General features: G+C 57.3%; 31 protein-coding genes. 13 read left to right on the forward strand and 18 right to left on the reverse strand.

The genetic code is table 11. The features are described 5' to 3' along the window. Positions 1 to 26: 26 nt before the first annotated feature. Together rpmE and rplS are read right to left on the reverse strand one after the other, a co-directional pair. Complete coding sequence (gene rpmE, locus DA792_RS20255) at positions 27 to 248, reverse strand: 50S ribosomal protein L31 (RefSeq protein WP_107722388.1); 222 nt, start codon at positions 246 to 248, stop codon at positions 27 to 29. A gap of 11 nt (positions 249 to 259) precedes the next feature. Continuing rightward, a complete protein-coding gene (gene rplS / locus DA792_RS20260) occupies positions 260 to 643 on the reverse strand; it encodes a 50S ribosomal protein L19 (protein ID WP_107722389.1) in 384 nt (127 codons plus the stop codon). Positions 644 to 964: 321 nt separating this feature from the next. Between rplS and DA792_RS20265 the strand changes: the two genes are divergently transcribed. Both DA792_RS20265 and DA792_RS20270 read left to right on the forward strand, forming a co-directional pair. Beyond that, the gene (locus DA792_RS20265) at positions 965 to 1,360 is read left to right on the forward strand and encodes a MarR family winged helix-turn-helix transcriptional regulator (RefSeq protein WP_107722390.1); all 396 of its coding nucleotides are present in this window, start codon (positions 965 to 967) and stop codon (positions 1,358 to 1,360) included. Between the two features lie 91 nt (positions 1,361 to 1,451). Beyond that, the gene (locus DA792_RS20270) at positions 1,452 to 1,847 is read left to right on the forward strand and encodes a hypothetical protein (protein ID WP_107722391.1); all 396 of its coding nucleotides are present in this window, start codon (positions 1,452 to 1,454) and stop codon (positions 1,845 to 1,847) included. Positions 1,848 to 1,868: 21 nt separating this feature from the next. Here the strand turns inward: DA792_RS20270 and trmD are convergent, their stop codons facing one another. From trmD to ffh, 8 genes are all read right to left on the reverse strand, one after another. Then, a complete protein-coding gene (trmD, locus tag DA792_RS20275; RefSeq protein ID WP_107722392.1) occupies positions 1,869 to 2,711 on the reverse strand; it encodes a tRNA (guanosine(37)-N1)-methyltransferase TrmD in 843 nt (280 codons plus the stop codon). Positions 2,712 to 2,747: 36 nt separating this feature from the next. Then, positions 2,748 to 3,545 carry a hypothetical protein gene (locus DA792_RS20280; protein WP_107722393.1) on the reverse strand — a complete coding sequence of 266 codons (798 nt, stop codon included), beginning with the start codon at positions 3,543 to 3,545 and terminating at the stop codon, positions 2,748 to 2,750. Beyond that, positions 3,542 to 4,051, reverse strand: a complete 510-nt coding sequence (rimM, locus tag DA792_RS20285; protein ID WP_107722394.1) for a ribosome maturation factor RimM — start codon at positions 4,049 to 4,051, stop codon at positions 3,542 to 3,544. Before rimM ends, DA792_RS20280 begins: the two co-directional genes overlap by 4 nt. A 34-nt stretch (positions 4,052 to 4,085) precedes the next feature. Next, positions 4,086 to 4,730: a 5,6-dimethylbenzimidazole synthase gene (gene bluB, locus DA792_RS20290; RefSeq protein ID WP_107722395.1), complete on the reverse strand. Its 645-nt coding sequence runs from the start codon at positions 4,728 to 4,730 to the stop codon at positions 4,086 to 4,088. A gap of 201 nt (positions 4,731 to 4,931) precedes the next feature. Beyond that, complete coding sequence (rpsP, locus tag DA792_RS20295; protein ID WP_009572180.1) at positions 4,932 to 5,318, reverse strand: 30S ribosomal protein S16; 387 nt, start codon at positions 5,316 to 5,318, stop codon at positions 4,932 to 4,934. A gap of 49 nt (positions 5,319 to 5,367) precedes the next feature. After that, positions 5,368 to 5,667 carry a chorismate mutase gene (locus DA792_RS20300; RefSeq protein ID WP_107722396.1) on the reverse strand — a complete coding sequence of 100 codons (300 nt, stop codon included), beginning with the start codon at positions 5,665 to 5,667 and terminating at the stop codon, positions 5,368 to 5,370. Further along, positions 5,664 to 6,206: a GNAT family N-acetyltransferase gene (locus tag DA792_RS20305; protein ID WP_107722397.1), complete on the reverse strand. Its 543-nt coding sequence runs from the start codon at positions 6,204 to 6,206 to the stop codon at positions 5,664 to 5,666. The genes DA792_RS20300 and DA792_RS20305 overlap by 4 nt, the downstream gene beginning before the upstream one ends. Before the next feature lie 2 nt (positions 6,207 to 6,208). Further along, the gene (gene ffh / locus DA792_RS20310) at positions 6,209 to 7,732 is read right to left on the reverse strand and encodes a signal recognition particle protein (protein ID WP_107722398.1); all 1,524 of its coding nucleotides are present in this window, start codon (positions 7,730 to 7,732) and stop codon (positions 6,209 to 6,211) included. Between the two features lie 384 nt (positions 7,733 to 8,116). Here ffh and DA792_RS20315 point away from each other — a divergent pair, with 384 nt between their 5' ends. The 3 genes from DA792_RS20315 to DA792_RS20325 all read left to right on the forward strand — a co-directional run bounded on the left by DA792_RS20315 (position 8,117) and on the right by DA792_RS20325 (position 10,911). Next, positions 8,117 to 8,917 (forward strand): hypothetical protein, encoded by an 801-nt coding sequence (locus DA792_RS20315; protein WP_107722399.1) that lies wholly within the window; start codon positions 8,117 to 8,119, stop codon positions 8,915 to 8,917. Between the two features lie 75 nt (positions 8,918 to 8,992). Continuing rightward, entirely contained in the window at positions 8,993 to 9,901 is a 909-nt protein-coding gene (locus DA792_RS20320; RefSeq protein ID WP_107722400.1) for a LysR family transcriptional regulator, read from the forward strand. 110 nt (positions 9,902 to 10,011) lie between these two features. After that, positions 10,012 to 10,911, forward strand: a complete 900-nt coding sequence (locus DA792_RS20325) for a DMT family transporter (RefSeq protein ID WP_254679330.1) — start codon at positions 10,012 to 10,014, stop codon at positions 10,909 to 10,911. Here the strand turns inward: DA792_RS20325 and DA792_RS22915 are convergent. Beyond that, positions 10,895 to 11,884 (reverse strand): MBL fold metallo-hydrolase, encoded by a 990-nt coding sequence (locus DA792_RS22915; protein ID WP_254679331.1) that lies wholly within the window; start codon positions 11,882 to 11,884, stop codon positions 10,895 to 10,897. The genes DA792_RS20325 and DA792_RS22915 overlap by 17 nt on opposite strands. On the opposite strand from DA792_RS22915, the gene DA792_RS22355 reads away from it, so the two are divergent. Beyond that, complete coding sequence (locus DA792_RS22355; protein WP_159075342.1) at positions 11,829 to 12,056, forward strand: winged helix-turn-helix transcriptional regulator; 228 nt, start codon at positions 11,829 to 11,831, stop codon at positions 12,054 to 12,056. The two genes, DA792_RS22915 and DA792_RS22355, sit on opposite strands and share 56 nt — an antisense overlap. Positions 12,057 to 12,061: 5 nt before the next feature. Here DA792_RS22355 and DA792_RS20340 read toward each other — a convergent pair whose 3' ends face one another. Continuing rightward, positions 12,062 to 12,388, reverse strand: coding sequence for an ArsR/SmtB family transcription factor (locus tag DA792_RS20340; protein WP_107722402.1), 327 nt, complete (start codon positions 12,386 to 12,388; stop codon positions 12,062 to 12,064). A gap of 230 nt (positions 12,389 to 12,618) precedes the next feature. Between DA792_RS20340 and DA792_RS20345 the strand changes: the two genes are divergently transcribed. The 5 genes from DA792_RS20345 to DA792_RS20365 all read left to right on the forward strand — a co-directional run bounded on the left by DA792_RS20345 (position 12,619) and on the right by DA792_RS20365 (position 15,399). Next, positions 12,619 to 12,975 carry an AtpZ/AtpI family protein gene (locus DA792_RS20345; RefSeq protein ID WP_107722403.1) on the forward strand — a complete coding sequence of 119 codons (357 nt, stop codon included), beginning with the start codon at positions 12,619 to 12,621 and terminating at the stop codon, positions 12,973 to 12,975. A 2-nt stretch (positions 12,976 to 12,977) separates the two neighbouring features. Next, on the forward strand, positions 12,978 to 13,883 hold the full coding sequence (locus tag DA792_RS20350) for a F0F1 ATP synthase subunit A (protein WP_368074489.1): 906 nt from the start codon (positions 12,978 to 12,980) through the stop codon (positions 13,881 to 13,883). A gap of 58 nt (positions 13,884 to 13,941) precedes the next feature. Continuing rightward, positions 13,942 to 14,178 (forward strand): F0F1 ATP synthase subunit C, encoded by a 237-nt coding sequence (locus tag DA792_RS20355; RefSeq protein WP_009572193.1) that lies wholly within the window; start codon positions 13,942 to 13,944, stop codon positions 14,176 to 14,178. A 113-nt stretch (positions 14,179 to 14,291) separates the two neighbouring features. After that, positions 14,292 to 14,822, forward strand: a complete 531-nt coding sequence (locus tag DA792_RS20360) for a F0F1 ATP synthase subunit B' (RefSeq protein ID WP_107722404.1) — start codon at positions 14,292 to 14,294, stop codon at positions 14,820 to 14,822. Between the two features lie 4 nt (positions 14,823 to 14,826). Then, a complete protein-coding gene (locus DA792_RS20365; RefSeq protein WP_107722405.1) occupies positions 14,827 to 15,399 on the forward strand; it encodes a F0F1 ATP synthase subunit B in 573 nt (190 codons plus the stop codon). 92 nt (positions 15,400 to 15,491) lie between these two features. Here the strand turns inward: DA792_RS20365 and DA792_RS20370 are convergent, their stop codons facing one another. The 4 genes from DA792_RS20370 to DA792_RS20385 form a co-directional block, all read right to left on the reverse strand. After that, positions 15,492 to 16,262 (reverse strand): FadR/GntR family transcriptional regulator, encoded by a 771-nt coding sequence (locus tag DA792_RS20370; protein WP_107722406.1) that lies wholly within the window; start codon positions 16,260 to 16,262, stop codon positions 15,492 to 15,494. Positions 16,263 to 16,394: 132 nt separating this feature from the next. Then, positions 16,395 to 17,045 (reverse strand): OmpA family protein, encoded by a 651-nt coding sequence (locus DA792_RS20375; protein ID WP_107722407.1) that lies wholly within the window; start codon positions 17,043 to 17,045, stop codon positions 16,395 to 16,397. Between the two features lie 80 nt (positions 17,046 to 17,125). Continuing rightward, entirely contained in the window at positions 17,126 to 18,016 is an 891-nt protein-coding gene (locus DA792_RS20380) for a methylated-DNA--[protein]-cysteine S-methyltransferase (RefSeq protein ID WP_107722408.1), read from the reverse strand. An 89-nt stretch (positions 18,017 to 18,105) separates the two neighbouring features. Continuing rightward, positions 18,106 to 18,813 (reverse strand): Hint domain-containing protein, encoded by a 708-nt coding sequence (locus DA792_RS20385; RefSeq protein WP_107722409.1) that lies wholly within the window; start codon positions 18,811 to 18,813, stop codon positions 18,106 to 18,108. 174 nt (positions 18,814 to 18,987) lie between these two features. Here DA792_RS20385 and nth point away from each other — a divergent pair, with 174 nt between their 5' ends. Both nth and DA792_RS20395 read left to right on the forward strand, forming a co-directional pair. Next, on the forward strand, positions 18,988 to 19,638 hold the full coding sequence (gene nth / locus DA792_RS20390; RefSeq protein WP_107722410.1) for an endonuclease III: 651 nt from the start codon (positions 18,988 to 18,990) through the stop codon (positions 19,636 to 19,638). Then, positions 19,631 to 20,617: an adenosine kinase gene (locus DA792_RS20395; RefSeq protein WP_107722411.1), complete on the forward strand. Its 987-nt coding sequence runs from the start codon at positions 19,631 to 19,633 to the stop codon at positions 20,615 to 20,617. The genes nth and DA792_RS20395 overlap by 8 nt, the downstream gene beginning before the upstream one ends. A gap of 76 nt (positions 20,618 to 20,693) precedes the next feature. Here the strand turns inward: DA792_RS20395 and polA are convergent, their stop codons facing one another. Together polA and DA792_RS20405 are read right to left on the reverse strand one after the other, a co-directional pair. Then, positions 20,694 to 23,498, reverse strand: coding sequence for a DNA polymerase I (gene polA, locus DA792_RS20400; protein ID WP_107722412.1), 2,805 nt, complete (start codon positions 23,496 to 23,498; stop codon positions 20,694 to 20,696). A 129-nt stretch (positions 23,499 to 23,627) separates the two neighbouring features. After that, entirely contained in the window at positions 23,628 to 24,053 is a 426-nt protein-coding gene (locus tag DA792_RS20405; protein ID WP_107722413.1) for a globin domain-containing protein, read from the reverse strand. Between the last annotated feature and the right edge of the window lie 45 nt (positions 24,054 to 24,098).

Below are 24,098 nucleotides of genomic sequence, written 5' to 3' on the forward strand. Positions count from 1 at the left end.
TTCTATGTTCAACGGGCGTGAGTGGCTTAGAAGCCGAGGCCAGCGTATTTGTTTTTGAACTTCGACACGCGGCCGCCAGCATCCATGAGGCGCGAGTTGCCGCCGGTCCATGCCGGGTGCACGGTCGGGTCGATGTCGAGGGCGAGCTGATCGCCTTCGTTGCCCCAGGTGGAGCGCATCTGAAGGATCGTGCCGTCGGTCATTTTGACGTCGATGAAGTGGTATTCGGGGTGTGTATCTTTTTTCATCGGTCAGGTCCTTACGCGTCTGCGCCGGAGAGCGGCTTGTAATTGGTGACTTCGGCGATACGTGCGGATTTACCACGACGCTCACGGAGGTAGTACAGTTTGGCGCGACGCACACGGCCACGACGGACAACTTCGATGGAATCGATGTTGGTCGAGAACAGCGGGAACACACGTTCCACGCCTTCGCCAAAGGAAATTTTGCGAACGGTGAAAGAGCCAGCGATGCCCTTGCCGTTTTTGCGGGAGATGCAGACGCCTTCGTAGTTCTGCACACGGGTACGCGTACCCTCGGTCACTTTGTAACCGACGCGGATGGTGTCACCGGCTTTAAAATCCGGGATGGTCTTGCCGAGGGCAGCAATCTGCTCGGCTTCCAGTTGGGCGATAAGATTCATCGCTTTACTCCAATGATGCTCACGGTTTTGGCCCGTGAAGGTTTGCGCGTCCCCAGAGCTCCATGTCTTCTATCGGGTTCGCAGATGCGCCCGCTGGAGGGTTCAGGTCGTCTTTGCTTGTCACTTTGTACTCTGCCTCTGAGGATGCCGAAGAAGACATCGGGCAAATAGCACAAAGGTCCGCGCACCGATTCCGATGCCAGACGAGCGGTGTGTAGGCCAGTGCCGTATGTTTTGCAAGAGATCTGGTCTTGTCAGTATGAGAAAAGAGAGTTAGTTAGTTAGGCGAACCAAATCCATCATGCTCTGACGGGACTGACGATGAAAGCTCCAAAGGCGACCCTGCACATCCTGCACCGCATTGCCCATCGGGAATGGCAAAAGGCGGCGAAAGCTATGGAACTGACCCACAGTGAATTTGAATACCTGTCTGCGGTTCAGGAACAAGCGGATTTGCAGCGGTATGAGGATCATCATGGCCAGCATCTTCAAGACATTGTTGAAACACTGGGTGTGACCAAAGCCTCCGCCAGCGCTATGATCGGTAAATTAGAAGAGCGCGGGCTTTTGGAGCGGTTTCAATGCAAAATTGATGCGCGCGCCCAACACATCATCCTGACCGCAGAAGGACAGGTGAAGCTGGCCCGCGGCCTCACGCTTTATGACCATATTGCAGATCTCGTGAAAGACGAGCTGGGAGCTTTGGGCTTGGGGTGATCCGCTTCGGGTGCGGTGTGGAGGCTCGCGAACCGTCACGTCATGCTCCTTAAGGTAAGTTAGCCAAACTATCAAATGAAAGGAAATACATGTGACCTATCAAAACCTCATCCTCGGCCTGTCCATCCACCTGCTGATTTATGAGCATCTTCCGCATTGGGGGGCGTGGTTTAATCGCCTGCTGAAAGCTCTGCCTCTGGCTTTACAAACGCTCTATGAGCAATGGCGTTGTCCCTATTGTGCCGGGTTTTGGATTGGATTGGCGCTGCACGCGGTCACGGGGCAGTGGCTGTTTGACAGCTTTGTCCATCTGCCGACATGGCTCGGGGTCACAGCGCAGCCGTTGGGATGGATCATGGACGCGCTCGCCTTTGCTGTTCTGAACAAGGTCGGCATCTTGTTCGTCAATGCCATCGGTTATCCCGCCTTGCTGGGCTACCAGATGAAACAAGAGTTCATCGCCCGCAAAAGCGTTGCGCAAAAATGAGTGGAGCCTGTGAGGATGGGGTCAGCCTTTGGCCTTGTCCTCAGAGGCGTCCTCATAGGCCGCCCACATATCCGGTCTGCGCTCGCGGGTGATTTTTTCGGACATCTTTTGCCGCCATTCCGCGATCTTGCCGTGATGACCGGACATCAACACCTCTGGGATCGGCATGCCGCGCCACTCGGCGGGTTTGGTGAATTGTGGGTGTTCCAAAAGCCCGTTGGAATGGCTCTCTTCCTCGATGCTCTCGGCATTGCCCAAAACGCCGGGCAAAAGTCGCACCGTGGCGTCGATCATCGCTTGGGCGGCAATCTCGCCGCCAGTGAGGACGAAATCGCCAAGGGAGACCTCTTCGATGCCATAGTGGAACAGCACCCGGTCATCGACGCCCTCAAACCGGCCACAGATCATCGTGATCCCGCGTGCCTTGGACCATCGTTTCGCCGTCGCCTGATCAAACCGTTTGCCGCGTGGCGACAGATACACCAACGGCCACTCTTCACGGTTGGGCGGCGTGCCATTCATGGCAAAATCAATCGCCCGTCCCATCACATCGGCTCGGATCACCATCCCGGCACCGCCCCCCGCGGGTGTGTCATCGACATTGCGGTGCTTGCCCTCACCGAACTCGCGCAGGTGCACCTGTTCCAACTGCCACATGCCCTCTTGCAATGCCTTGCCGGTCAGACTCTCGCCTAAAACCCCCGGAAAGGCTTCGGGAAACAGCGTGATGATTTTCGCCTTCCAGACGCCCATCAAGTCCGGCGTGTTGGTCATCAACTCGCGCGGCGCCACGGTGGGACGCACGGCGAGGCGGCCATGGGATTTCATTGGCTTTGGGGCGGTGGGGTTGGATTCGTCAGACATACCGCCATATAGACGCGCCGAAAGCGAAAGGAAAAGTCAAAGCTGATCCGGCGTCTCCGTTGTGGTTGGATTGACGATCGCCTCACGGGCCTTTTGATAGGCTGCCCCCCATGTGTTAGAGCGGTTGAGCGCCAAAAGACGGTCGCGGGCGTCACCGCCGGGAAAGGTGTTGGCATTGCGGGGCAGGGTGAGCAAGGGCTTTAGATCACTCAGTCCCAGCAGCGCCAAAATCGGATCGACCGGATGGTCAATGTCTTCAATCGCGGCGGTAAAGACCGCTTCTGCGCCCAAACGCCCGCGAATGTCCTCAAGGATGCGGTCCAGATCGGCGGCCTCTGGATATTTCGCCTCAAATTCAGTGAGGCTCAACGTACAGCGATTGGCCTTGAGCCTCTGCCAATGGCAAGACGCCAACCAGCCAGTGCGGCGGGTGGAATAATAGACCTCGAACCCCGCCGCCGATCCCGTCACAGTGACCCAAGCGTCGCGGATCAATGCGATCGCGATCGGCGCGGGTCCGTATTTGGACACGCCGGACGAGCCGGGAAAATGCCCGGCAAGGCTTTCACTGCTGATCAAAACGGGGCGTGGATCGGAAAGGTCCAACAGCGAAAAAAAATCAATGGCGCGGGCGGTGATCTCGGCCTTGGTGGCCTTACACCGATTGCCCGAAAACCCAAGCACCGCGCGCCGCAGAGGCGTCAAAAGCACACCCTCTTGCAGGTAAACCTCGGCATGCGGCAGCAAGGTCGCCGCATTGCGAAACAAAGTGTCTTGGAGCGTCGTTGTGCCGGTTTTATGAAACCCGGCATGGATGAGAATCCGTCGACTCACTCAAACAGCCCCTCCGGCGGGTCCGCGATGATCCGGCCCGAAGCCAAATCCACCGTCGGCACAACCGCCATCGTGAACGGCATCAACACCGAGGCTTTCAACGCAGGCCCTGAGACTTCCAACAAATCACCCGCACCGTGGTTGAGCACGTTGGTCACCGTGCCCAATACCGCACCGCCGGTGTCGAGCACCGTCAACCCGATCAAATCGGCGTGGTAATATTCATCATCCGGCAGGGACGGCAAAACACTCCGCTCGGCATAAAGCACCACGCCCTTGAGCGCGTCGGCCTCTTCCTTGGTGCTCACACCTTCCAGCTCGGCGGCAAAGCCGTTTTTGATCGCGCGGGTGAGGGTGAGATTATAGGTGGTTTTGCCGTCCTCTGAGGTCAGGGGCGAGTAATCGCCAATCGCTTCGGGATCAGCGCAGAAACTTTTGATCCGCACTTCGCCAAACACGCCAAACGCGCCTGCAATAGCGCCAACGATGATTTTTGTATCCGTCATATCCAACTCTCGACAGGCCTTTCCGGTATTTAGATTAACGGTTCAGAATGTCCGGGCAAGGGTGACGTTGTTCCCACCCCAGGCGTTCCAATTCCGGTTGTTCCGTGTCTTCTTCGGGGTGCCCGATGCAAAGATAGCCGACCAGAGCCCAGGTGTCTGCCACTTCAAGGTCGCGGCAGAGCGCCTTTGGGTCAAGGATCGACACCCAGCCCAATCCAATGCCTTCGGCGCGCAGCATGAGCCAAAATTGCATGATCGCGGAGACCACCGAGTAGCGCAGCATTTCGGGCATGGTCGCCACGCCCAAGCCTTTGCCCTCCGTCGTCGCCTCGTCGCAAAACACCGCGATTTGCACCGGGGCTTCGCGCATTCCGGTCAGTTTCAGACCCGCGTAATGCTTGGCCGTTTCGCCATGGTACCCGGCCAAAGCCTCGGCATTCGCAGCCTCAAAATTTTCGAGTGCAACTTGGCGCGCGGTCTCTGAGTTCAGCCGCACAATCCGCCAAGGCTGCGACAACCCAACAGACGGTGCCAAGGAAAAGGCATCCAAACATTTGGCCAACACCGCCTCATCCACCGGATCGGTGCGAAACCGACGCACGTCCCGACGCCAGCGCAACAGCGCATGCAGATCGTTTCGAAATGCTTGTGAAAACTGGCCGATGTGAGATGTCGTCATGTGTCCGATCCTGTGTCGCATCCACCCGCCTTATACCGCGTGAGGCAGCAGCAAGGGCAGGTCTTTCGTGTCAGAAAATCCGCCAAAAGGGGAAACGCCGGGCCTACCAAACGGCAGACCCGGCGCAGAACAGCTGGGTTCAGGTCAAAAACCTGTGCCCCAACCCGATACCGATGCGGACAGGCCGCAGCGGTTCAGGGCTTATTCCTCAGCAGCAGCTTCGGCCGGAGCGGCAGCAGCTTCAGCGGCAGCAGCCACTTTTGCAGCTTTCTCTTCAGCGCGCTCAACGGCTTTTTTGCCCGGCTTGGCTTTGTTCGGGTTGGCGCGGACTTTTTTCTCAAGAACGCCAGCAGCTTCGAGCATACGAGCCAAACGGTCGGTCGGCTGTGCGCCTTGGCCGAGCCAATATTTCACGCGATCGAGGTCCATTTTGACGCGATCTTCGGAGTCTTTCGGCAAGAGCGGGTTGTAGGTGCCCAGCTTTTCGATAAAGCGGCCATCACGCGGCATACGCGCGTCGGATGCAACGATGGAATAGTGAGGGCGCTTTTTGGAACCGCCGCGGGCGAGACGAATTTTCATAGCCATGGTGTAATCTCCTGATTGAGCTATTGAGCTGAGACGTGTTTGAAAACGCTCAGCAATCTTGGTGTTTTTCGTGATGGTGAATGACTTCCTGAATGATGAATTTCAGGAATTCCTTTGCGAATTCCGGGTCAAGATCGGCACGTTTGGCCAAATCTTCGAGCCGGGCAATTTGTTTGGCCTCCCGATCGGGATCAGAAGGCGGCAGGTCGTGTGCGGCTTTGAGCCGCCCGACAGCCTGTGTGTGTTTGAACCGCTCGCCCAATGTGTAGACAAGGATCGCATCTAACCGGTCGATGCTTTCGCGATGCTCTTTGAGGAGCTCCTGAGCGCGGGTGACGTCATTGCTCATGCGTAGGCCTCCATTCCGCCGTCTTGCAACGCCTCAGGGGAGGGGTGGCGATAGACAAGGCAGTCCTCTTGATCGGGTGTGTCGGCAGAGGTGTCCAAGGTTGCGCCCAGCCGTTCGGCCAGCGCGATGGACCGCAGATTGCCCGCGTCGATATAGGACACCAACGTGTCGTGGCCCAATTCGACATAGGCATAGGAACGGGCCATTTCGGCGGCTTCAAAGGCGTAACCGTGGCCCTCAAACCCTTCCATCATGAACCAGCCGAGTTCAAGTTCGGGGAAATGCGGGGGTTTATTCAGCGCAACTTGGCCCACGAAAACGCCGTCCTTCAACCGCTCAATGCCCCATGCGCCGTGACCAAACAGATCCCATTGCGCGATGTCGCCACAAAACGCGAACCACGCCTGACGACGGGTCAGCGGCCCGTGCATAAACGTCGAGCGCTCGGAGGCGAACATGTCGGCGAAGTGATCGAAATCACGGGCAACATGGCCGCGCAACCGCAGGCGCTGGGTGTCTATGCTGGGGGCGAGCGTCATGATTATTTCTTTTTGCCCAAGCCTGAGAGATTGGAGGGCAGGCCCATGCCGCCGCCAAGCCCCGGTAGGCCACCCGGAAGACCAGACATGCCCTTTGGCATTGCGCCCGAAAGCGCCTTGGTGGCTTCGGCCATTTTCGCCGGATCCATATCTTCAAGACCCTCGGGGCCGCCCTTGCCAAACATGCCTTTAACCGCCTGTTTGAGCATGCCGCCCTTGCCCATTTTACCCATCTTTTTCATCATGTCCGCCATTTGACGGTGCATTTTCAAAAGTTTGTTCAGCTCAGACACTTCAAGACCCGCACCCTTGGCGATCCGCTTTTTGCGCGAGGCCTGCAAGAGCGCCGGGTTGGCGCGTTCTTTTTTGGTCATGGATTGCACAAGGGCGATCTGACGTTTGATGATACTGTCATCAAATCCGGCTTGTTGGACTTGCTTGGCCATTTTGCCCATGCCCGGCATCATTCCCATGATCCCTTCCATGCCGCCCATTTTTTGCATCTGTTCAAGCTGCATCTTTAGGTCGTTCATGTTGAACTGACCCTTTTGGAAGCGCTTCATCATCCGCTGGGCTTGGTCGGCCTCGATGGTTTCCTGTGCCTTTTCGACCAGAGCAACAATGTCGCCCATGCCAAGGATGCGCCCGGCCACACGGTCCGGGTGGAATTCCTCAATCGCGTCCATCTTTTCGCCAAGACCGACGAATTTGATCGGCTTGCCGGTGACCGCGCGCATGGAGAGCGCCGCACCACCGCGGCCGTCCCCATCCATACGGGTCAACACGACGCCAGAAATGCCGATGCGGCCATCAAAGTTCTCGGCAGTGTGGACCGCATCCTGACCGGTCAGACCGTCCACCACCAAAAGCGTTTCACGCGGGGCGGTGATGGCTTTGACCTCTTCGACCTCGGCCATCAACGCATCGTCGATGGACAAACGGCCAGCGGTGTCAAGCATGTAGACGTCATAGCCGCCCATCTGCGCCTGTTGTTTGGCGCGTTTGGCGATGTCGGCGGGCTTTTGTCCTGGCACGATCGGCAGCGTGTCGACGCCGATCTGATCGCCCAAGACTTTGAGCTGGTCCATAGCGGCGGGACGGTAGACGTCAAGCGAGGCCATCAACACGCGCTTGCCTTGTTTGTCTTTCAAACGCTTGGCAAGTTTCGCGGTTGTTGTGGTTTTACCACCGCCCTGCAAACCGACCATCAAGATCGCGGCAGGCGGGTTGTCGACTTTGAGCTGACCGATTTCGGCACCGTCGCCTGCCAGAACCGCGATCAATTCGTCATGGACGATTTTGACGACCTGTTGGCCGGGCGTGACGGATTTGGTGACCGCTTGGCCAGTGGCCTTGGCTTCCACCGCTTTGACGAAATCACGCGCGACGGGAAGCGAGACGTCAGCCTCAAGCAACGCGACGCGCACTTCGCGCAGGGCGGTTTTCACATCGTCTTCGGACAAAGCACCCTGTTTGGTGAGCTTGTCGAAGACGCCAGAGAGGCGTTCGGACAGATTTTCAAACATGGGCCGTTCTCCTTTGATGTGCCGAACGTGAAGAGCTGTGGCGCTTCACAGGGGCAGGGGCCGTTGGTGTCTGGCAAGAGCCATTGGTGTCTGGCAAGAGCCGTTGACGATATGCTCTATTTGGGAACAGAGCGGCGAATTGCAAAGCCCAAATGCGGTTCCGCCCCCGTGGGCGTATAACGCTGACGGGGGGCGATCCTGGCACTCGGCCTGAGGACCGGAAGACACAACTTCCGGGGAATTTGATCCGGCCAATACGCGCCTGCGTACACAGAGTCAAGACAATGAGGCGCCCGACCCACGCAAAACGCGCTGGTCGATTGGCAAGATCACTCTACTATCTAACTCAGGCTCAGGGGGAGAGACCAGATGAAGGACGCACAGATGACAGTCCGCGCGCAAGACGCCTGTGACACCGGCGTGCTTTATGTGGCGGGTGGGGCCGATTATGTCGATTTGGCGATCCAATCCGCGCGCTCCTTGCGCGCTCAGGACCCCGATGTGGCCATTGATCTGGTCACCGATCTGCCAGAAAATCTACCGCGGGACCTGTTTGATCGTGTCACCGCCTGTCCTGACATGCACCCGCGCGAGAAACTTCGCGCCATGTCCGCCACCCGGTTTCAACGCACGCTTTATGTCGATTGTGATACGCTTTTTCTCGCCCCCTTGGGCGATCTCTTTGCGGTGCTGGACCGGTTTGAATGCGCACTTGCCCATGATGTGCGCCGCGATTGGGCTTTGATCCAAGAGGGGCGCGATCACCACACGCCCTATGCCTTTCCTCAGCACAATTCGGGCGTGTTCCTCTATCGGCGCTCCGAACCGATGTGGGCCTTTCTGGCCGAATGGGCCGAACGGTTTTTCGCCGATGATGCGATTGAGCGCGATCAGATCATTCTCAAGGATCTGTTGTGGGAAAGCGATCTGCGGTTTTATGTGTTGCCGCCCGAATTCAACCTGCGCCGGGTGACGGTTTTGGATGCGTGGGAGCCGCTTGATGCCCGCCCAACCATCCTTCATTCGCATCGGTTTCAGGACCACATGCGCGCGAAAGACGATGAGCGTGTCGAGCGCATTTCGACGCTTGAAGCGCTTTTGTCGGTCGAGCGGCGGGCTCTGGCGCAGGAATGGCAGGCTGATTTGCCCGCTCAGGCGCAGCGTTGGGCGCATTTGCGTAAATAAAGGAATGCCCTTGCAATTTTGAACGGACAGCGTGAGTGTGGCAGGAAACGTTCCTTGCTGCACATGAGGTTGTTGATGTCTGTTGAAAACTGGGATGAATTTCGCACGGCCTTTCAAGTCGCCAAAATGGGCACCGTCTCAGGCGCAGCTCAGGCGCTTGGCGTGCATCATGCCACCGTCATCCGCCATATCGATTCTTTGGAATCGCGGCTTGGGGTCAAGCTGTTTCAACGCCACGCGCGCGGCTACACCTCGACCGAGGCCGGGCTTGATCTGTTGAAAATCGCTCAGACCACTGACGATCAGTTTTCACAACTCGTCTCGCGCATCAAGGGTCGGGGCGAAAAGGTCGAGGGGGAATTGGTGATCACCTCCTTGCCCGGTGTGGCACAACTTATGGCACCGGCCATTGCCGAATTTCAGTATCAACACCAAGATCTCTATGTGCGCTATGTGATGGATGAACGGGTGCTGCGGCTGGAATATGGCGAGGCACATGTCGCCATCCGCGCGGGCTTGCCGCCGCAAGAACCCGACAATGTGGTGCAGAAATTTTACAGCCAAGCCTTCGGCCTCTATGCCCATGAGACATATCTTGAGCGCTATGGCCGACCCGATGACGCCGATCTAACGACCAAGTTGCGCTTTGTTGCGCTTGACAACAAAGCCTCGCGGGCACCGTTCATGGTGTGGATGAATGCGCATGTCTCGGATGATCGGGTGGTGTTTCGCACCTCGGATGGCGAAGCCTTGGCCGAGGCCGTCATCGCGGGGGCGGGTGCCGGGTTTATGCCGACATGGCGGGCTGGGCGCACGCCTGGATTGGTGCAGTTGATGCCGCCTACGCCGGAATTGGAGAGCCAAGGCTGGCTGGTGACCCATGTTGATTTGCACCGTACCGCCAAAGTGCAGGCCTTTCTGACGTTTCTGAAAGCCTATGCGAAGGAGACGGAGGTTGCCTCCGCAAGCGGACTGCAAGGATGACGGCATAGGTCACGTCCCCTGTGCGCGCGCGGGCAATGGACGCGCGCGCGTCATTTCGATAAGGGGCGTGGGTCCGGTCGAGTTGCGACCGGCCTTATACGGAGACACGCGTGCCACACAAAGCCTCTGCCCATGATCGGCGCAACGGGCATCTTGCGATGCTCACCTTTTCGTTTCTGGTTGCCGGGTCCTTTTCGCTTGGCTCTATGTCCGCCAATGAAATCACCCCGCTTGCGATCAATGGGGTGCGTTTCGTTCTGGCCGCACTGATCGTGGGTGTTTTGGCGCTCGTGACCGGAGGCATTCCGCGCGCGTCTTTCAAACAGCCATGGCGCTACGCCATCCTCGGCGGGATTTTCGCGCTGTATTTCGTGATGATGTTTGTCGGGTTGCAAACGGCCACACCGGTCTCCGCCTCCGCCGTTTTTACCCTAACTCCGGTTTTGGCCGCGTTCTTTGGCTATTTGATCATGCGCCAAATCACCACGCGCCGTATTGCCGTGGCATTGGCCACTGGTGCGGCGGGCGCGCTTTGGGTGATTTTTCGGGCGGATATCAATGCGCTTTTGGCGTTTCAAATCGGCAAAGGGGAGGCGCTGTATTTCATCGGTGTTGTCGCTCATGCGATCTACACGCCCTTGGTGCCACGTTTGCATCGGGGGGAGCGCACCTTTGTCTTTACCTTCTTTATTCTTTCCGCCGCCTCCATCGTGATCTTGGCGTTCGGCTGGCGCGATATTTTGGCCACCGATTGGGCCGCCTTGCCCTCAATCGTCTGGATCACCTTGGCCTATCTCGCCGTTGTGGCCACCACCATCACCGCCTCGCTTTTGGCCTTTGCCTCTGTGCGTTTGGCCGCGGCGAAAGTCATGGCCTACACCTATCTCGTGCCCTCATGGGTGATCATTTGGGAGATTCTGTTGGGCCATGGTGTGCCGCCGATGTTGGTGTTCGGGGGCATCGGCTTGACGATTTTGGCGCTCTATTTGTTGCTCAAACACGAGGCGTAAACCTCTGACGTAGCGCCTCACTGTGGCGCTGAACGGCTTTGGCCGAAAGCGGGCCGCCGTGCCCCAGAAAAAACTCACGCCCGCCAAGAGACAAAAGACGTTGCAAGGATGCGACGACGCGCAGGGGCTCCTCTTCGAATGGCGGCGATTTCGGGCGAGCGCGGCAGGCGATGCCGCCCAGCAAAATCCCGGATGCCGCCAGATCCCCGGCGATGACGCGGCCGTCCTGCAAAACGACTGACACGGACCCCGGCGTATGGCCGGGCGTGTGGAGCACTTGCGCCGCAAACCCAAAGCCTGAAAGATCAAACCCGTCCGTGGTCATGATCACATCGGGCGTCACGGCCTCAAACGGCCGTTGGATCGCTCCTGTTCTGTAAAACACCCGGCCAAACGGGCCGGTGGGTTTGAGCAGCGGCGGTTGGCCCTGACAATAGGGCAGCTCTTCGTGATGCGCGAGCAGCGGCACGGCGCTGCGCATCTGTACACGGGCGGCGGAACCGGCATGATCAATATGCGCATGGGTGAGAAGGATGAGGGTGAGATTTGACCAATCCATGCCCCTTGCAGTCAAAGCCTTTTCGATTTTTCGCTCCGAATTGGGCAGACCCGTGTCCACCAAAATGGCGCGGTCCCCCGGCTGATCAGAAAGGCATTGAGCATGCCAAAGGGCAGCATGGGGATGGTGTCGACAAATGTTTGGGTCATGGCGCGTGTCTCGGATAGGATCAGGGTGTGATCGGTGATGACATCGCCGCCAGAGGGCCGCAATTGGGCACTTTTTTGTAACCGGAGGACCAGATGCAGCATATGAGGCCGCCCCAAAACCGTCCGTGGACTGTCCCAGAGACGGGCGCTTGCCCTGTGGGGGAGACGTTGCGGCTATTGGGCGGCAAGCACGGCCCAACTGTGCTACATTGTTTGCTGGGGGAGAGCTGCATTTCCTCGAACTGACCCGCGCCCTCGATGGCATCAGTCGGAAGGTTTTAAAGGCACAGTTGCGGGCGTTTGAAGACAATGGATTGGTGTTGCGGGTCGCCAAGCAAGATGCACGTCGGCGGGTCGGCTATTCTCTGACCGACAAAGGTCGCGCGTTGGCGGAGATTGTGGGACAGCTTTATGACTGGAGCCAAGAATGGGCATAGGGGGCCTAGTCTTGTGCCAGTTCCTGCGCCAAAAACCGTTCCAACCCATCAAGATCCAGTTCCACAAACTGCCCAAACCCCTGCATCCACACCGATGAGGCTCGGATGGCGGCCGGGTCGAGTTTGCACCATTTCACCCGTCCGCGCTTTTCCTGGACGATCAATCCGGCACGGGTGAGGATGCCAAGATGTTTGGAAATCGCCGCCAAAGACATCTCAAACGGTTCGGCCACATCGGTCACCGCCATATCGTCCTCAAGCAACATCTCAAGGATCGCCCGACGGGTCGGGTCAGACAGGGCGGCGAAAATGAGATCAAGATCATGCGACATGTCAAATCCGTTAGGGCCAAGCGGCGCTTTGGTCAACCATTTGGTTGAATAACGAAAACGCGAGCGGCGAGCGCTAACAGGGGCAAAGACATGCGGCGCCGGGTCTTTGGTTTTGATTGAATTATGAATAAAAACAGTAGATTAACCCATTTCAAAATGGGGTATTCCCGTGTTGACTCTGACTGCCCCCCGCATAGCTTGCCGCCAAGCAACCAAAGGGGCTTTTTGCCATGACCGACCCGCATGATCCTGAGCGCCTGCGCGCTTTGGAAGATCGGATCGAAAAGGCAAAAGGGGCGCTGACGCCCAAAGCCTCCCGCGGTGAAGAACACTTTTCTCAGGCCAATATGGCCTGGCGGATGGTGGTGGAATTGGTGGCCGGTCTTTTGATCGGCTTTGGTATGGGGTGGGGCTTGGATAAGCTCTTGGGCACAACGCCCTTGTTCCTCGTACTGTTCATAGGCTTCGGTCTTGCTGCGGGCGTCAAAACGATGATGCGAACCGCCAAGGAAATCGAAGCTGGGCAGGTGGCAGATGCCGCCAAGAATGATAACGCGGCTAACGCCGCACGTGATGAGAGGGATTGAACGTGGCAACTGAAGCGCATGGTTCCGAGAGCAGCTTGGCTTTCCACCCGATGGACCAGTTCGGGGTAACTCCGCTGTTTCCTCACTACGCTCCCGTGGAATCCTTTGACGCGGGTGCCGCAACTGGCATTGTCAACTATGCGAACGAAGCGCATGAAGTTGCTTTGAGCGCAGATCAGATTTCCTACCTTGAAGCCGGTAAAGAGGTGTCCTTGAACCTTTTTGACGCTGGCATCTCTTCTATCCATTGGTACACCATCACCAACGTGACGCTCTGGATGGCGATTACGGTTTTGGCCGTGGTGCTCCTTTTGGTTGTTGGCTCGCGTGGCCGCGCTATGGTGCCCTCCAAAGGTCAGTCTATTGCCGAGCTGATGTACGGTTTCGTCTATAAGATGGTCGAAGACGTGGCTGGCAAAGACGCCATCCGCTACTTCCCATATATCATGACGCTGTTCTCATTCATCGTCTTCGCCAATATCCTTGGTCTTTTGCCGCTCTCCTTCACCACCACGTCACATATCGCTGTGACCGGTGTTCTGGCGCTTCTGGTGTTCTCTTTCGTCACCATCTTGGGTTTCGTGAAGAACGGCTCCAAATTCCTCGCTTTGTTCTGGATCTCCTCTGCGCCGCTCGCCGTGCGCCCGCTTCTTGCAGTGATCGAGCTGATCTCCTACTTCGTGCGTCCCGTCAGCCACTCCATTCGTTTGGCTGGTAACATGATGGCCGGCCACGCCGTGATCAAAGTGTTCGCGGGCTTCGCCGCCATTGCCGCTATCTCGCCGGTTTCGATCCTTGCGATCACCGCGATGTACGGTCTCGAAATTCTCGTGGCCTTTATTCAGGCCTACGTGTTCACCATTCTGACCTGTGTGTATCTCAAAGACGCACTTCACCCGGTTCACTAAGTCCGGTCAGGTTTAGAACTCACTTTTTCAGCCAATTCCAACGTAAGGAGATACCCCCATGGAAGGCAATATCGCAGAACTCGGCAAATACATCGGTGTAGGCCTCACAGCAATCGGCATGGGTGGCGCAGCCATCGGTGTGGGTAACGTGGCTGGCAACTACCTGTCCGGCGCTCTTCGTAACCCGTCCGCAGCTGCATCGCAAACTGCGACCCTCTTCATCGGCATGGCCTTTGCAGAAGCTCTGGGGATCTTCTCGTTCCTCGTCGCTCTTCTGCTTATGTTCGCCGTCTGATCGAACACTCTATCCTTACGGCAGGGTGGGTCGGTTTTCCGATCCACCCTCGCGTAAACTAGGGGTCTCTCCGGCACAGGTTCGGAGATTTAGGTCAGAGCCAGGAGGATAAGATGGCAACAGAGACGCACGGGGCAGAGTTGGCGACCGCTGAGGCAGGCATGCCGCAGCTCGACTTCACGACATTCCCCAACCAAATTTTCTGGCTTCTGGTCACGCTCGTCGTGATCTATTTCGTGCTCTCGAAAATCGCCCTGCCGCGCATCTCTACGGTGCTTGCGGAACGGTCCGGCACGATCATGAATGATATTTCTGCCGCCGAAGAGCTTAAGCTCAAGGCCAAAGAGGCAGAAGCAGCCTATAACGCGGCTCTCGCTGAGGCGAAGTCTGAAGCGCAACGCATCTCCAACGAGACCCGCGCCGCCATTCAGGCCGAACTCGACACAGCGCTGGCCAAAGCCGATGCACAGATCGCGGCCAAAGCGGCCGAATCTGAGAAAGCCATCACCGAAATCCGCGATGGTGCGATGGACAGTGTCAAAGCTGTGGCCAAAGACACCGCCAAAGAAATCGTCGCCGCTCTCGGGTCAACCGCAGACGCGCGCAGCATCACCGCCGCTGTCACCGCGCGTATGAAAGGGTAAGGATATGAAAAAGCTTTCTCTTCTCATCGCATCGGTCACCGCGACCCCTGCCTTGGCTGCATCCCAAAACCCGTTTTCGGGTCATTTTTGGACGCTGACCAACACCAACTTGATCGTTCTTTTGGGCTTTCTGGTGTTTGTCGCCATCTTGGTTTGGAAAAAGGTTCCGGCACTGTTGGGCAAAATGCTTGACGACCGTGCGGCTGGCATCAAATCCGATCTGGATGAAGCCCGCGCCCTGCGTGACGAAGCGCAGTCGATTTTGGCCTCCTACGAGCGCAAACAGCGCGAAGTACAAGACCAAGCTGACGCCATCGTCGCTCAGGCTAAAAAAGACGCGGAATTGGCCGCTGACAAAGCGAAAGAGGACATCAAAGCCTCGATCCAACGTCGTCTTGCCGCCGCCGAAGAACAGATTGCAGCCGCCGAAGCTTCGGCCATCCGTGACGTCCGCAATTCGGCCATCACCGTGGCGATTGGCGCGGCCTCTGACATCATCACCAAACAGATGACGGCTGCGGATGCCAACGCGTTGATCGAAGCGTCGATCAATGATGTCGGCGAAAAACTGCACTGATCTTTTCCTGACCTGACCCGTCAGACCCCGATCAAAAAACCCCCGCTTTGGCGGGGGTTTTGTTTTGAGTATTTGGCTGCAATGAAAGCGGCTCACCCACGCGATTGTTCATGCTCAAAGCGGAGCCGGGCAATGTCTTCGTTGCGCTCGAATTTCTGCTGATCACTCAGGGCCGTTTCGACATAATCCAAATGCCGTGTCACTGCGGCGCGGGCGGCGTCCGGGTCGCGCGCCTGAAGCGCGTCATTGATGGCGCGGTGTTGATCCAATAACAGGGCACGGTTCGTGCGTTGTTTGAAGATCACCGAGCGGTTGTAAAACACGCCCTCGCGCAGAAGATCGAACATCGACCGCATCATATGCAGCATAATGACATTGTGGCTGGCCTCAATGATCGCGAGGTGAAACTCTGCATCAAGGCGTGCTTCATCGGTTGGATTGCGCTTCGGATGTGCCGCTTCCATTTTTTCAAAGATGGCGTTTATGACACTCAGATCGGTGTCCGAGGCAAAGCGCGTGGCGCGTTCGGCGGCCAAACCCTCCATGTCACGGCGAAAGGAGATATAGTCGAACACCGCCTCATCGTGGCTGGCAAAGAGTTTGACCAAGGCGGGGGAGAAGGCCGATCCCAAGACATCCGCAACAAACACGCCCGCGCCCGCTTTTGTGGTCAACAGCCCCTTGTCCGAAAGCTCCGCAAGGGCTTCGCGCACAGAGGGGCGGGACACGCCCAGACGCTCCGCCAAATCGCGCTCGGATGGCAACCGTTCGCCCGGCCGCAAAATGCCGCGTAGGATCAGCAGTTCAATTTGCTTCATCACCGAATGCGCCAGTTTTTCGGCGTTGATTTTTTGAAATGGCATGGGGCCCTCCCATTGGATTGGTCAAATCATATGACCAGACGGGCGGAGGTGCCATGAGAAACACAGACATGCAGGCGAGAAAAAAGGCCGGGATTGACCCCGGCCTCTCACATCTTTCACCTTTTGGTGCGATCAGGTCATCGGCGTGATGACGATTTCCACGCGACGGTTTTGCGCGCGACCTTCTGGTGTCAGGTTGGTGGTCACTGGCGCATCTTCGCCACGGCCATAGGCCTGAACCCGGCCCGGAGCCACACCATTGGCGGTCAGGATCGTCGCCACAGCAGAGGCGCGGCGGGTCGACAAAGCTTGGTTGTAGGTCGCTGAGCCCGTGTTGTCTGTGTGGCCGATCACCTGAACCGTGGTGTTCGGATAGTCCTGAAGGTTATAGGCCAGCTTGCTCAGATCGCTTTGCAGCGACGGCATCACAACCGAGCTGTCCGTGGCAAACAGAATGTCCTGCGGCATGGTCACAATCAACTGCGAGCCGGTGTTGACGATTTTTACGTCGTCATTGCCGAGGTCCTGACGCAAATCAGCGGCCTGTTTGTCCAGCTGCTGACCGATAGCGCCGCCAATGGCCCCACCGATCACCGCGCCGACAGCGGCTTTCACCAGTTTGTCGTCTTTGGATGTTGCGCCCAAAATACCGCCCATCGCGGCGCCGATGGCGGCCCCTTGGTTGGTTTTGGAATTTGTGGTCGGTGCGCCGTAAGTGTCCATACATGCAGTGAGGCCAAAGGTGGCGATCAACGGAATGGCAACGAAAAGAGGGGATTTCATATCGTATCCTCGTGTTAAAGACTGCTCTTGTGCTGGTTTTACCGCTCTATTGCGCCAGAAACACGGTGGATTTTCGCGTATCACGCAATTGTGGCGGGTTTCTGCTTAGGCGGGGGTGTTTCGCTGTCGGCTTGCAGGCTTTCATAGGCCAAAAGGGCGCGTTTGACCGGCAAACCCCAGTGATAGCCGCCCAAAGCCCCGGTTTTACGCAGAACGCGGTGGCAAGGGATCAGCCAGCTCACCGGATTGCGTCCGACGGCAGTGCCGACCGCCCGTACGGCTTTGGGCGCACCAATGGCCGCAGCGATGTCGGAATAGGTGGTGACCTGACCCGAAGGGATCGACAAAAGCGCCTCCCAGACTTTGATCTGAAATGGCGCACCGATGAGGTGCAGTTTTAAATCACCACCGCCGATGGCAGCGGTGATATAGGGGCGGACTGTGTCGGCGTCTTCATTATAGGTTGCGGCGGGCCAGCGCCCGGATAGATCGGCAAAGGCCGCCTCTCGCGTGGTCTCAGAGATAAAGGCGAGGGCGCAAAGGCCGCGTTCGGTGGCCATGGCCAAGGCCTCGCCAAAGGGCGTCGCGAACCATCCATAGGTGAGGGACAGCCCAGCACCTTTGCGGGCAAAATCTCCCGGCGTCATCGCGTCCCAGCGCATAAAGAGGTCATGCAGGCGGCCCGTGCTCGAAAGCCCGGCCCCATCGGCCACCTCAACCATCGTATGATTTTGCGCGATCATTGCCTTGGCATGGCCCAAGGTCAGATATTGCTGAAACCGTTTTGGCGACACACCGGCCCATTGTGAAAAGATTTTTTGCGCATGGTGCGGGCTCATGCCCAAATCCTGCGCCAGCGCGTCCAATGGCAAGGGCAAGGGGGCTTGATCCAACAGGTCAATGGCGCGACGGATCACGTTGTAGTGGTATTGATCCTCAAGGGGCGATGGTGCGTGGGTCACGGGCGGTATCCGGGGTCTGATGCAATCGCTCAGAGCCTAGTCGCTTTGTGGCCCCTTGCCGACCCGAAACTTGTCAAAACTGCACCGCATCCGATCCCTTAGGCGGCCATGCGTCGCGCGGCGATCACGGAGCGAGGTTCTAACACCAAAGCCTCCCCCCGATGTAACATCAGGCGGGCTGAGACGATGCTGTGATAATTTGGCCCAAGCATTGCCCGAACGTGATCGGCTGATTTGGGGGGGAGCATGGACAGGGTGTCCTCATCCGGGAACAGGCTTTCGATCCAAATTCCCTCGGCCAAAAGGACCTCGTGCTCTTTCATGAGAAGATGGCAATAGGCATATTGGGGATTGGGGATGGCAAACGCGATCTCCGCCTCGGTGGCGACGTCCGAAACGGGGACAAACACTTCGGATTCGGCAAAGTACACTTCGATCTGTGGTGCGCTCAATAAAATATGATGATCCGGGGACAGGATCAGATCGCGTTCCGGGGTGCGTTCACCTAGAGCGCCCGCAAAAATGCGCACAGGATTGGTGACATTGGTCTCGTTCAGGGCACTTCTCCCCGCCCAAAGCAGCGGTTGATAGCCGTGATCACGCGTCAACAGCAGGTCGCCGGAGCGCAGCCATTCGACGGGCTGCGGGCCTTCGGCGGTTTCAATCATCACACCGGGGCCAAAACCCGAAAGACATTTGCGGCTGCTCTGTGCTGTGTGATCTGGTATCTGGGCCTCATCGGACAAAAGCTCCGCGTCGGTCATCCCCATTCCCGCAAAAGGGCTCATATCCGCGAAAGCGTCCATATGTGTGATCCTGCAAATAGCCAAGTTAGGGCAAGTTTTTCAGCAAAGCTTGAAGGGGCGATTAATCCTGAGCCATGCCAAAGGCTCTAAATTGCGCAGATTTTTGTCTGATTTTAAGAAAATCGCACGGATGTCAGCTACGGCTTGCTCCGCGCGGCACGACAAGGCATTAGAATGCTCATGAAACAGCTTGATTATCACACGATCAAAGAGATCTTTACCCGCTTTCAGGCGGCCGAAGCCGAGCCGAAAGGCGAACTTGATCACGTCAATGCCTATACATTGGTGGTGGCCGTGGCGCTGTCGGCGCAGGCGACCGATAAGGGTGTCAACAAGGCCACGCATGCCTTGTTCCAAATTGCCGACACGCCGCAAAAGATGCTCGATTTGGGCGAAGAGGGGCTGATCGAGCATATCAAAACCATTGGACTTTATCGCAATAAGGCCAAAAACGTCATCAAATTGAGCCAAATCTTGGTCGATGAGTATGAGGGTGTCGTGCCCTCGTCGCGCGCCGCTCTTGAAAGCCTGCCGGGCGTGGGCCGCAAGACCGCCAATGTGGTGTTGAACATGTGGTGGCATGTGCCGACCCAAGCCGTCGACACCCATATTTTCCGGTTTGGCAATCGTTCAGGCGTGGCCGTTGGCAAAGATGTCGTCGCGGTCGAACGCGCCATCGAAGACCATGTCCCCGCCGAATTCCAACAACATGCGCATCACTGGATGATCCTGCACGGCCGCTACACCTGCAAAGCGCGTAAACCTTTGTGCAGCACTTGCTTGATACGAGATCTCTGTGCCTTCGAGGAGAAGAATTTTGACTAAAACCTATCAGGTTGTCGGCATCGGCAACGCCATCGTCGATGTGATCAGCCAGGCCGACGACAGTTTCCTTGAGCTTATGGGAATCGAAAAAGGCATCATGCAGCTTGTCGAACGTGAGCGCGGCGAGATGCTCTATGGCTCCATGGAAAACCGGGTCCAAACGCCGGGCGGCTCGGTCGCCAACACTCTGGCGGGGCTGGGGATGTTAGGTCTGAAAACCGGATTTATCGGGCGCGTGCATGATGACGCTTTGGGGCGGTTTTATGCCTCCGAAATGGTGGCCGATGGCACCGCCTTTGTGAATGCGCCTGTGCCGGGTGGCGAATTGCCGACCTCGCGGTCGATGATCTTCGTTTCCCCCGATGGCGAACGCTCGATGAACACTTATTTGGGGATTTCTTCTGAAATTTCTGAGGCCGATGTGACCGAAGCCGCCGCAGGCGATACAGATATCATGTTTCTTGAGGGCTACCTCTACGACAAACCCAAGGGCAAATACGCCTTTGACCAAGCCGCCAAACTGACCAAGGCGGCGGGCGGCAAGGTTGGGATTTCATTGTCTGACCCGTTCTGCGTTGACCGCCACCGTGCCGATTTCCGCACCTTTGTCAAAGAGATGGATTTCGTCATCGGCAACGAACACGAATGGGAAAGCCTGTACCAAACCGACCTGTCTGCGGCTTTGGAGCTGGCCGCCGCGGAATGTGGCCTTGTGGTTTGTTCGCGTGGCGGCTCTGACGTGGTGCTGGTGCGGGGCGATGAAGAGGCTGTGGTCCCGGTCAAACGCGTGCAACCCGTGGATACCACCGGGGCGGGTGACCAATTTGCGGCGGGCTTTCTTTATGGCTACGCCACCGGACAAAGCCTTGCAACCTGTGGCCGGATGGGCTGTGTGGCCGCCGCAGAAGTGATTTCGCACATTGGCCCGCGCCCGGAGGCGGACCTCAAGGCCTTGTTTCAAAACGAGGGGCTGATCTAAAGCGTCACTTCGTATCAAAACGGCGCGCGGGGAGCCTCGCGCGCCGTTTTTATGAGGATTTGAGCTGCAATGAAGATCAGTGCGCTTCGGCCCAATTGTTGCCAATACCGGCGTCCACCTCAATTGGGACATCGAGTTTGACGGCCGGTCCGGCGGCATTTTCCATCACGTCTTTGACCACCTCGACCACCTGATCACAGGCCTCTTCGTCGACCTCGAAAATCAATTCATCGTGGACTTGCAATAACATCGTGGCGGGCAGATTGCGGATCGCATCAGGCATCCGCACCATGGCACGGCGAATGATGTCGGCGGCGGCACCTTGGATCGGAGCGTTGATCGCGGCGCGTTTGGCAAACCCGGCTTGCGGTCCTTTGGTGGCAATTTCGGGCGTGTGGATTTTGCGCCCAAACAGGGTTTGGACATAGAGGAGGTCTTTGGCAAAGGCCACGGTATCGTCCATATAGGCGCGAATGCCGGGGAAGCGTTCGAAGTATCGGTCAATAAAGCCCTGTGCTTCACTGCGCGGAATGCGCAGGTTTCGTGCAAGTCCAAAGCCCGAAATGCCATAAATCACGCCGAAATTGATCGCTTTGGCTTGGCGGCGGACCATTGGGTCCATGCCCTCAATCGGCACGCCGAACATCTCGCTTGCGGTCATGGCGTGAATGTCCAACCCGTCGCGAAACGCCTGTTTCAAACTGTCGATCCCGGCAACATGGGCGAGAATGCGCAATTCAATCTGAGAGTAATCGAGCGAGATCAGTTTGCGGCCTTTTGGGGCAATAAAGGCCTCGCGGATACGGCGGCCTTCGTCAGATCGCACCGGGATGTTTTGCAGGTTCGGATCCGTCGAGGACAAGCGCCCGGTGACCGCGCCGGTTTGCACATAAGAGGTGTGAACACGGCCGGTTTCGGGGTTGATGAACCGTTGCAATGCGTCGGTGTAGGTTGATTTCAACTTGGACAATTGCCGCCAATCGAGCACGCGGGCGGGCAGGTCATGGCCTTCGGATGCGAGGTCTTCGAGGATGTCCACACCCGTGGCATAGGCTCCGGTTTTGCCCTTTTTCCCGCCCGGCAGGGACATTTTATCGAATAGGATTTCGCCCAACTGTTTGGGCGAACCGACGTTGAAATTTTCACCTGCCAGCTCGTGAATTTCGGCCTCAAGCCCGGCCATTTTTTGCGCGAACGCGTTGGACATGCGCGAGAGCACATCGCGATCGACCATCACTCCGGCCATTTCCATCTGCGCCAAAACCGGCGACAGCGGGCGCTCTAAGGTCTCGTAGACGGTGGTGACCTGTTCGGCGTGGAGCTTCGATTTGAACACCTGCCACAGGCGCAGGGTGACATCGGCATCTTCGGCGGCATAGGCGACGGCTTTGTTGATCTCGACCTTGTCAAAGGTGATCATGGATTTGCCGCTGCCCAAAAGCTCTTTGGTGGGGATCGGGACGTGGTTGAGATAGCGCTCGGAGAGGGCATCCATGCCGTGATTGTGCAGCCCGGCGTGCAGCGCATAGGACATCAACATGGTGTCATCATAGGGCGTGACGGTCACGCCGTTGCGCGCGAAAATCTTGGCATCATATTTCATGTTTTGGCCGATTTTGAGGATGCTGTCGTCCTCCAGAACCGGCTTTAATGCGTCCAGAACCATAGATTTGGACAATTGCCCATCGACAAGATTCGAGCCGCCAAACAGGTCATCTTCGCCAATCGTATGACCCAGGGGGATGTAACAGGCAGTGCCTGGTTCGACGCACAGTGAGATGCCGACAAGCTCGGCTTGCATTTCATCCAGGCTGGTGGTTTCCGTGTCGACCGCAACATAACCACGGGCATAAATCGCGTCGATCCAACGCTCAAGCGCCCCCATGCTTGAGACTTTTTCATAGGTTTCGGTGTCAAACGGCAGGGCTTTTGGCGTGGCTGGGGCCTCTGAACTGGCGCTGGAATTTGGGGCATCCGGGATCGCCGGGGCATCGACGCCAAAGCGTTCGGTCACGCGTTTGACAATGGTGCGGAACTCCATTTGGACGAGAAAGGCGACCAGATCGTCAAGCTTGGGCTCTTGGACTTCGAGACTGTCGAGGGAGAAATCCAACTCCATGTCGCAATCGAGTTTGACCAAGTCGCGCGAGACACGGATTTGGTCAACATTGTCGATCAAGGCCTGACGTCGTTTGGGTTGTTTGATCTCTTCCGCCCGCGCCAAAAGCGTTTCAAGGTCGCCATATTCATTGATCAAAAGGGCAGCCGTTTTGATCCCGATTCCCGGCGCGCCGGGCACGTTGTCGACCGAATCCCCGGCCAGTGCCTGCACATCGACAACCCGCTCGGGACCGACGCCGAATTTCTCTTCGACGCCTTCACGGTCAATGCGTTTGTTTTTCATCGGGTCGAGCATCTCAACCCCACCACCGACCAATTGCATCAGATCCTTATCTGACGAAATGATCGTGACTCGCGCGCCCGCCTCGCGCGCCTGACAGGACAGGGTGCCGATGATGTCGTCGGCTTCAAAGCCCTCGATTTCGATACAAGACACGTTAAACGCGCGGGTGGCCTCGCGGGTCAGCGGGAATTGCGGCACCAGTTCTTCGGGGGCAGGCGGGCGGTTGGCCTTATAGGCCGGGTACAGATCGTTGCGGAAGGTTTTTCCGGAATAGTCAAAGATAACAGCGGCATGGGTGGGCGCATCACTGCCAGTGTTGGCCTCGATATAGCGGTAAAGCATATTGCAGAACCCGGCGACGGCTCCGACGGGAAGCCCATCGGATTTGCGCGTCAGCGGTGGCAACGCGTGATAGGCTCTGAATATGAAGGCAGAGCCGTCAATGAGGTGAAGATGGCTGCCTTTACCGAATGTCATGACGCGTGTCCTCTGATCGCAAATCCCGCGCCTTGATAGCACGGAAAGCGTGAGGGGCTGCAACCCGGATACGTGTCTTTATGCCTTTGGGAGGCCGTTCTACGGAAGATCGCGCGCGGTTATGCCAAATCAGGCGGCTGCCCCGTTGGAGGTGACCCCTTCTTTCATGCCTTGGGCAATAAAGATCAGCACGCTATGCCATGCCAATTCAAGCTCCGCACCCCAGTCCTCGCCTCCGAATTCAGTGAACAATTCAACGAGCAACTCGACGACCAAGTCCGATTTTTTCTCCCAGATCCCAAAGCCGGAAAAATCCCGGCCCAAGGTGTGCAATGTGGCAAACATCGCCTGAGGATGATCAAGGGAGAGAAAGGCAATTTCGAGAAGACCATTCACACGAATGGCTTCCTCGGTCAGGTCCGCCGAATATCGATCGCGCGTGTCAGGCGCGATTTCGAAAAGCCGATCATAAAAGCGTTTGAACATCTCAGGCCGCACCGACGCGAGGCGCCGGAAGTCGTTACGGACCAAAGAGATTTGTTTCACAGTCAGCACCAGAAACGCCTTTCACATCAAAACTATGAAGAGGCTAGGTGCAAG

The sequence above is a fragment of the Celeribacter baekdonensis genome, assembly GCF_003047105.1.
Taxonomy (GTDB): domain Bacteria; phylum Pseudomonadota; class Alphaproteobacteria; order Rhodobacterales; family Rhodobacteraceae; genus Celeribacter; species Celeribacter baekdonensis_B.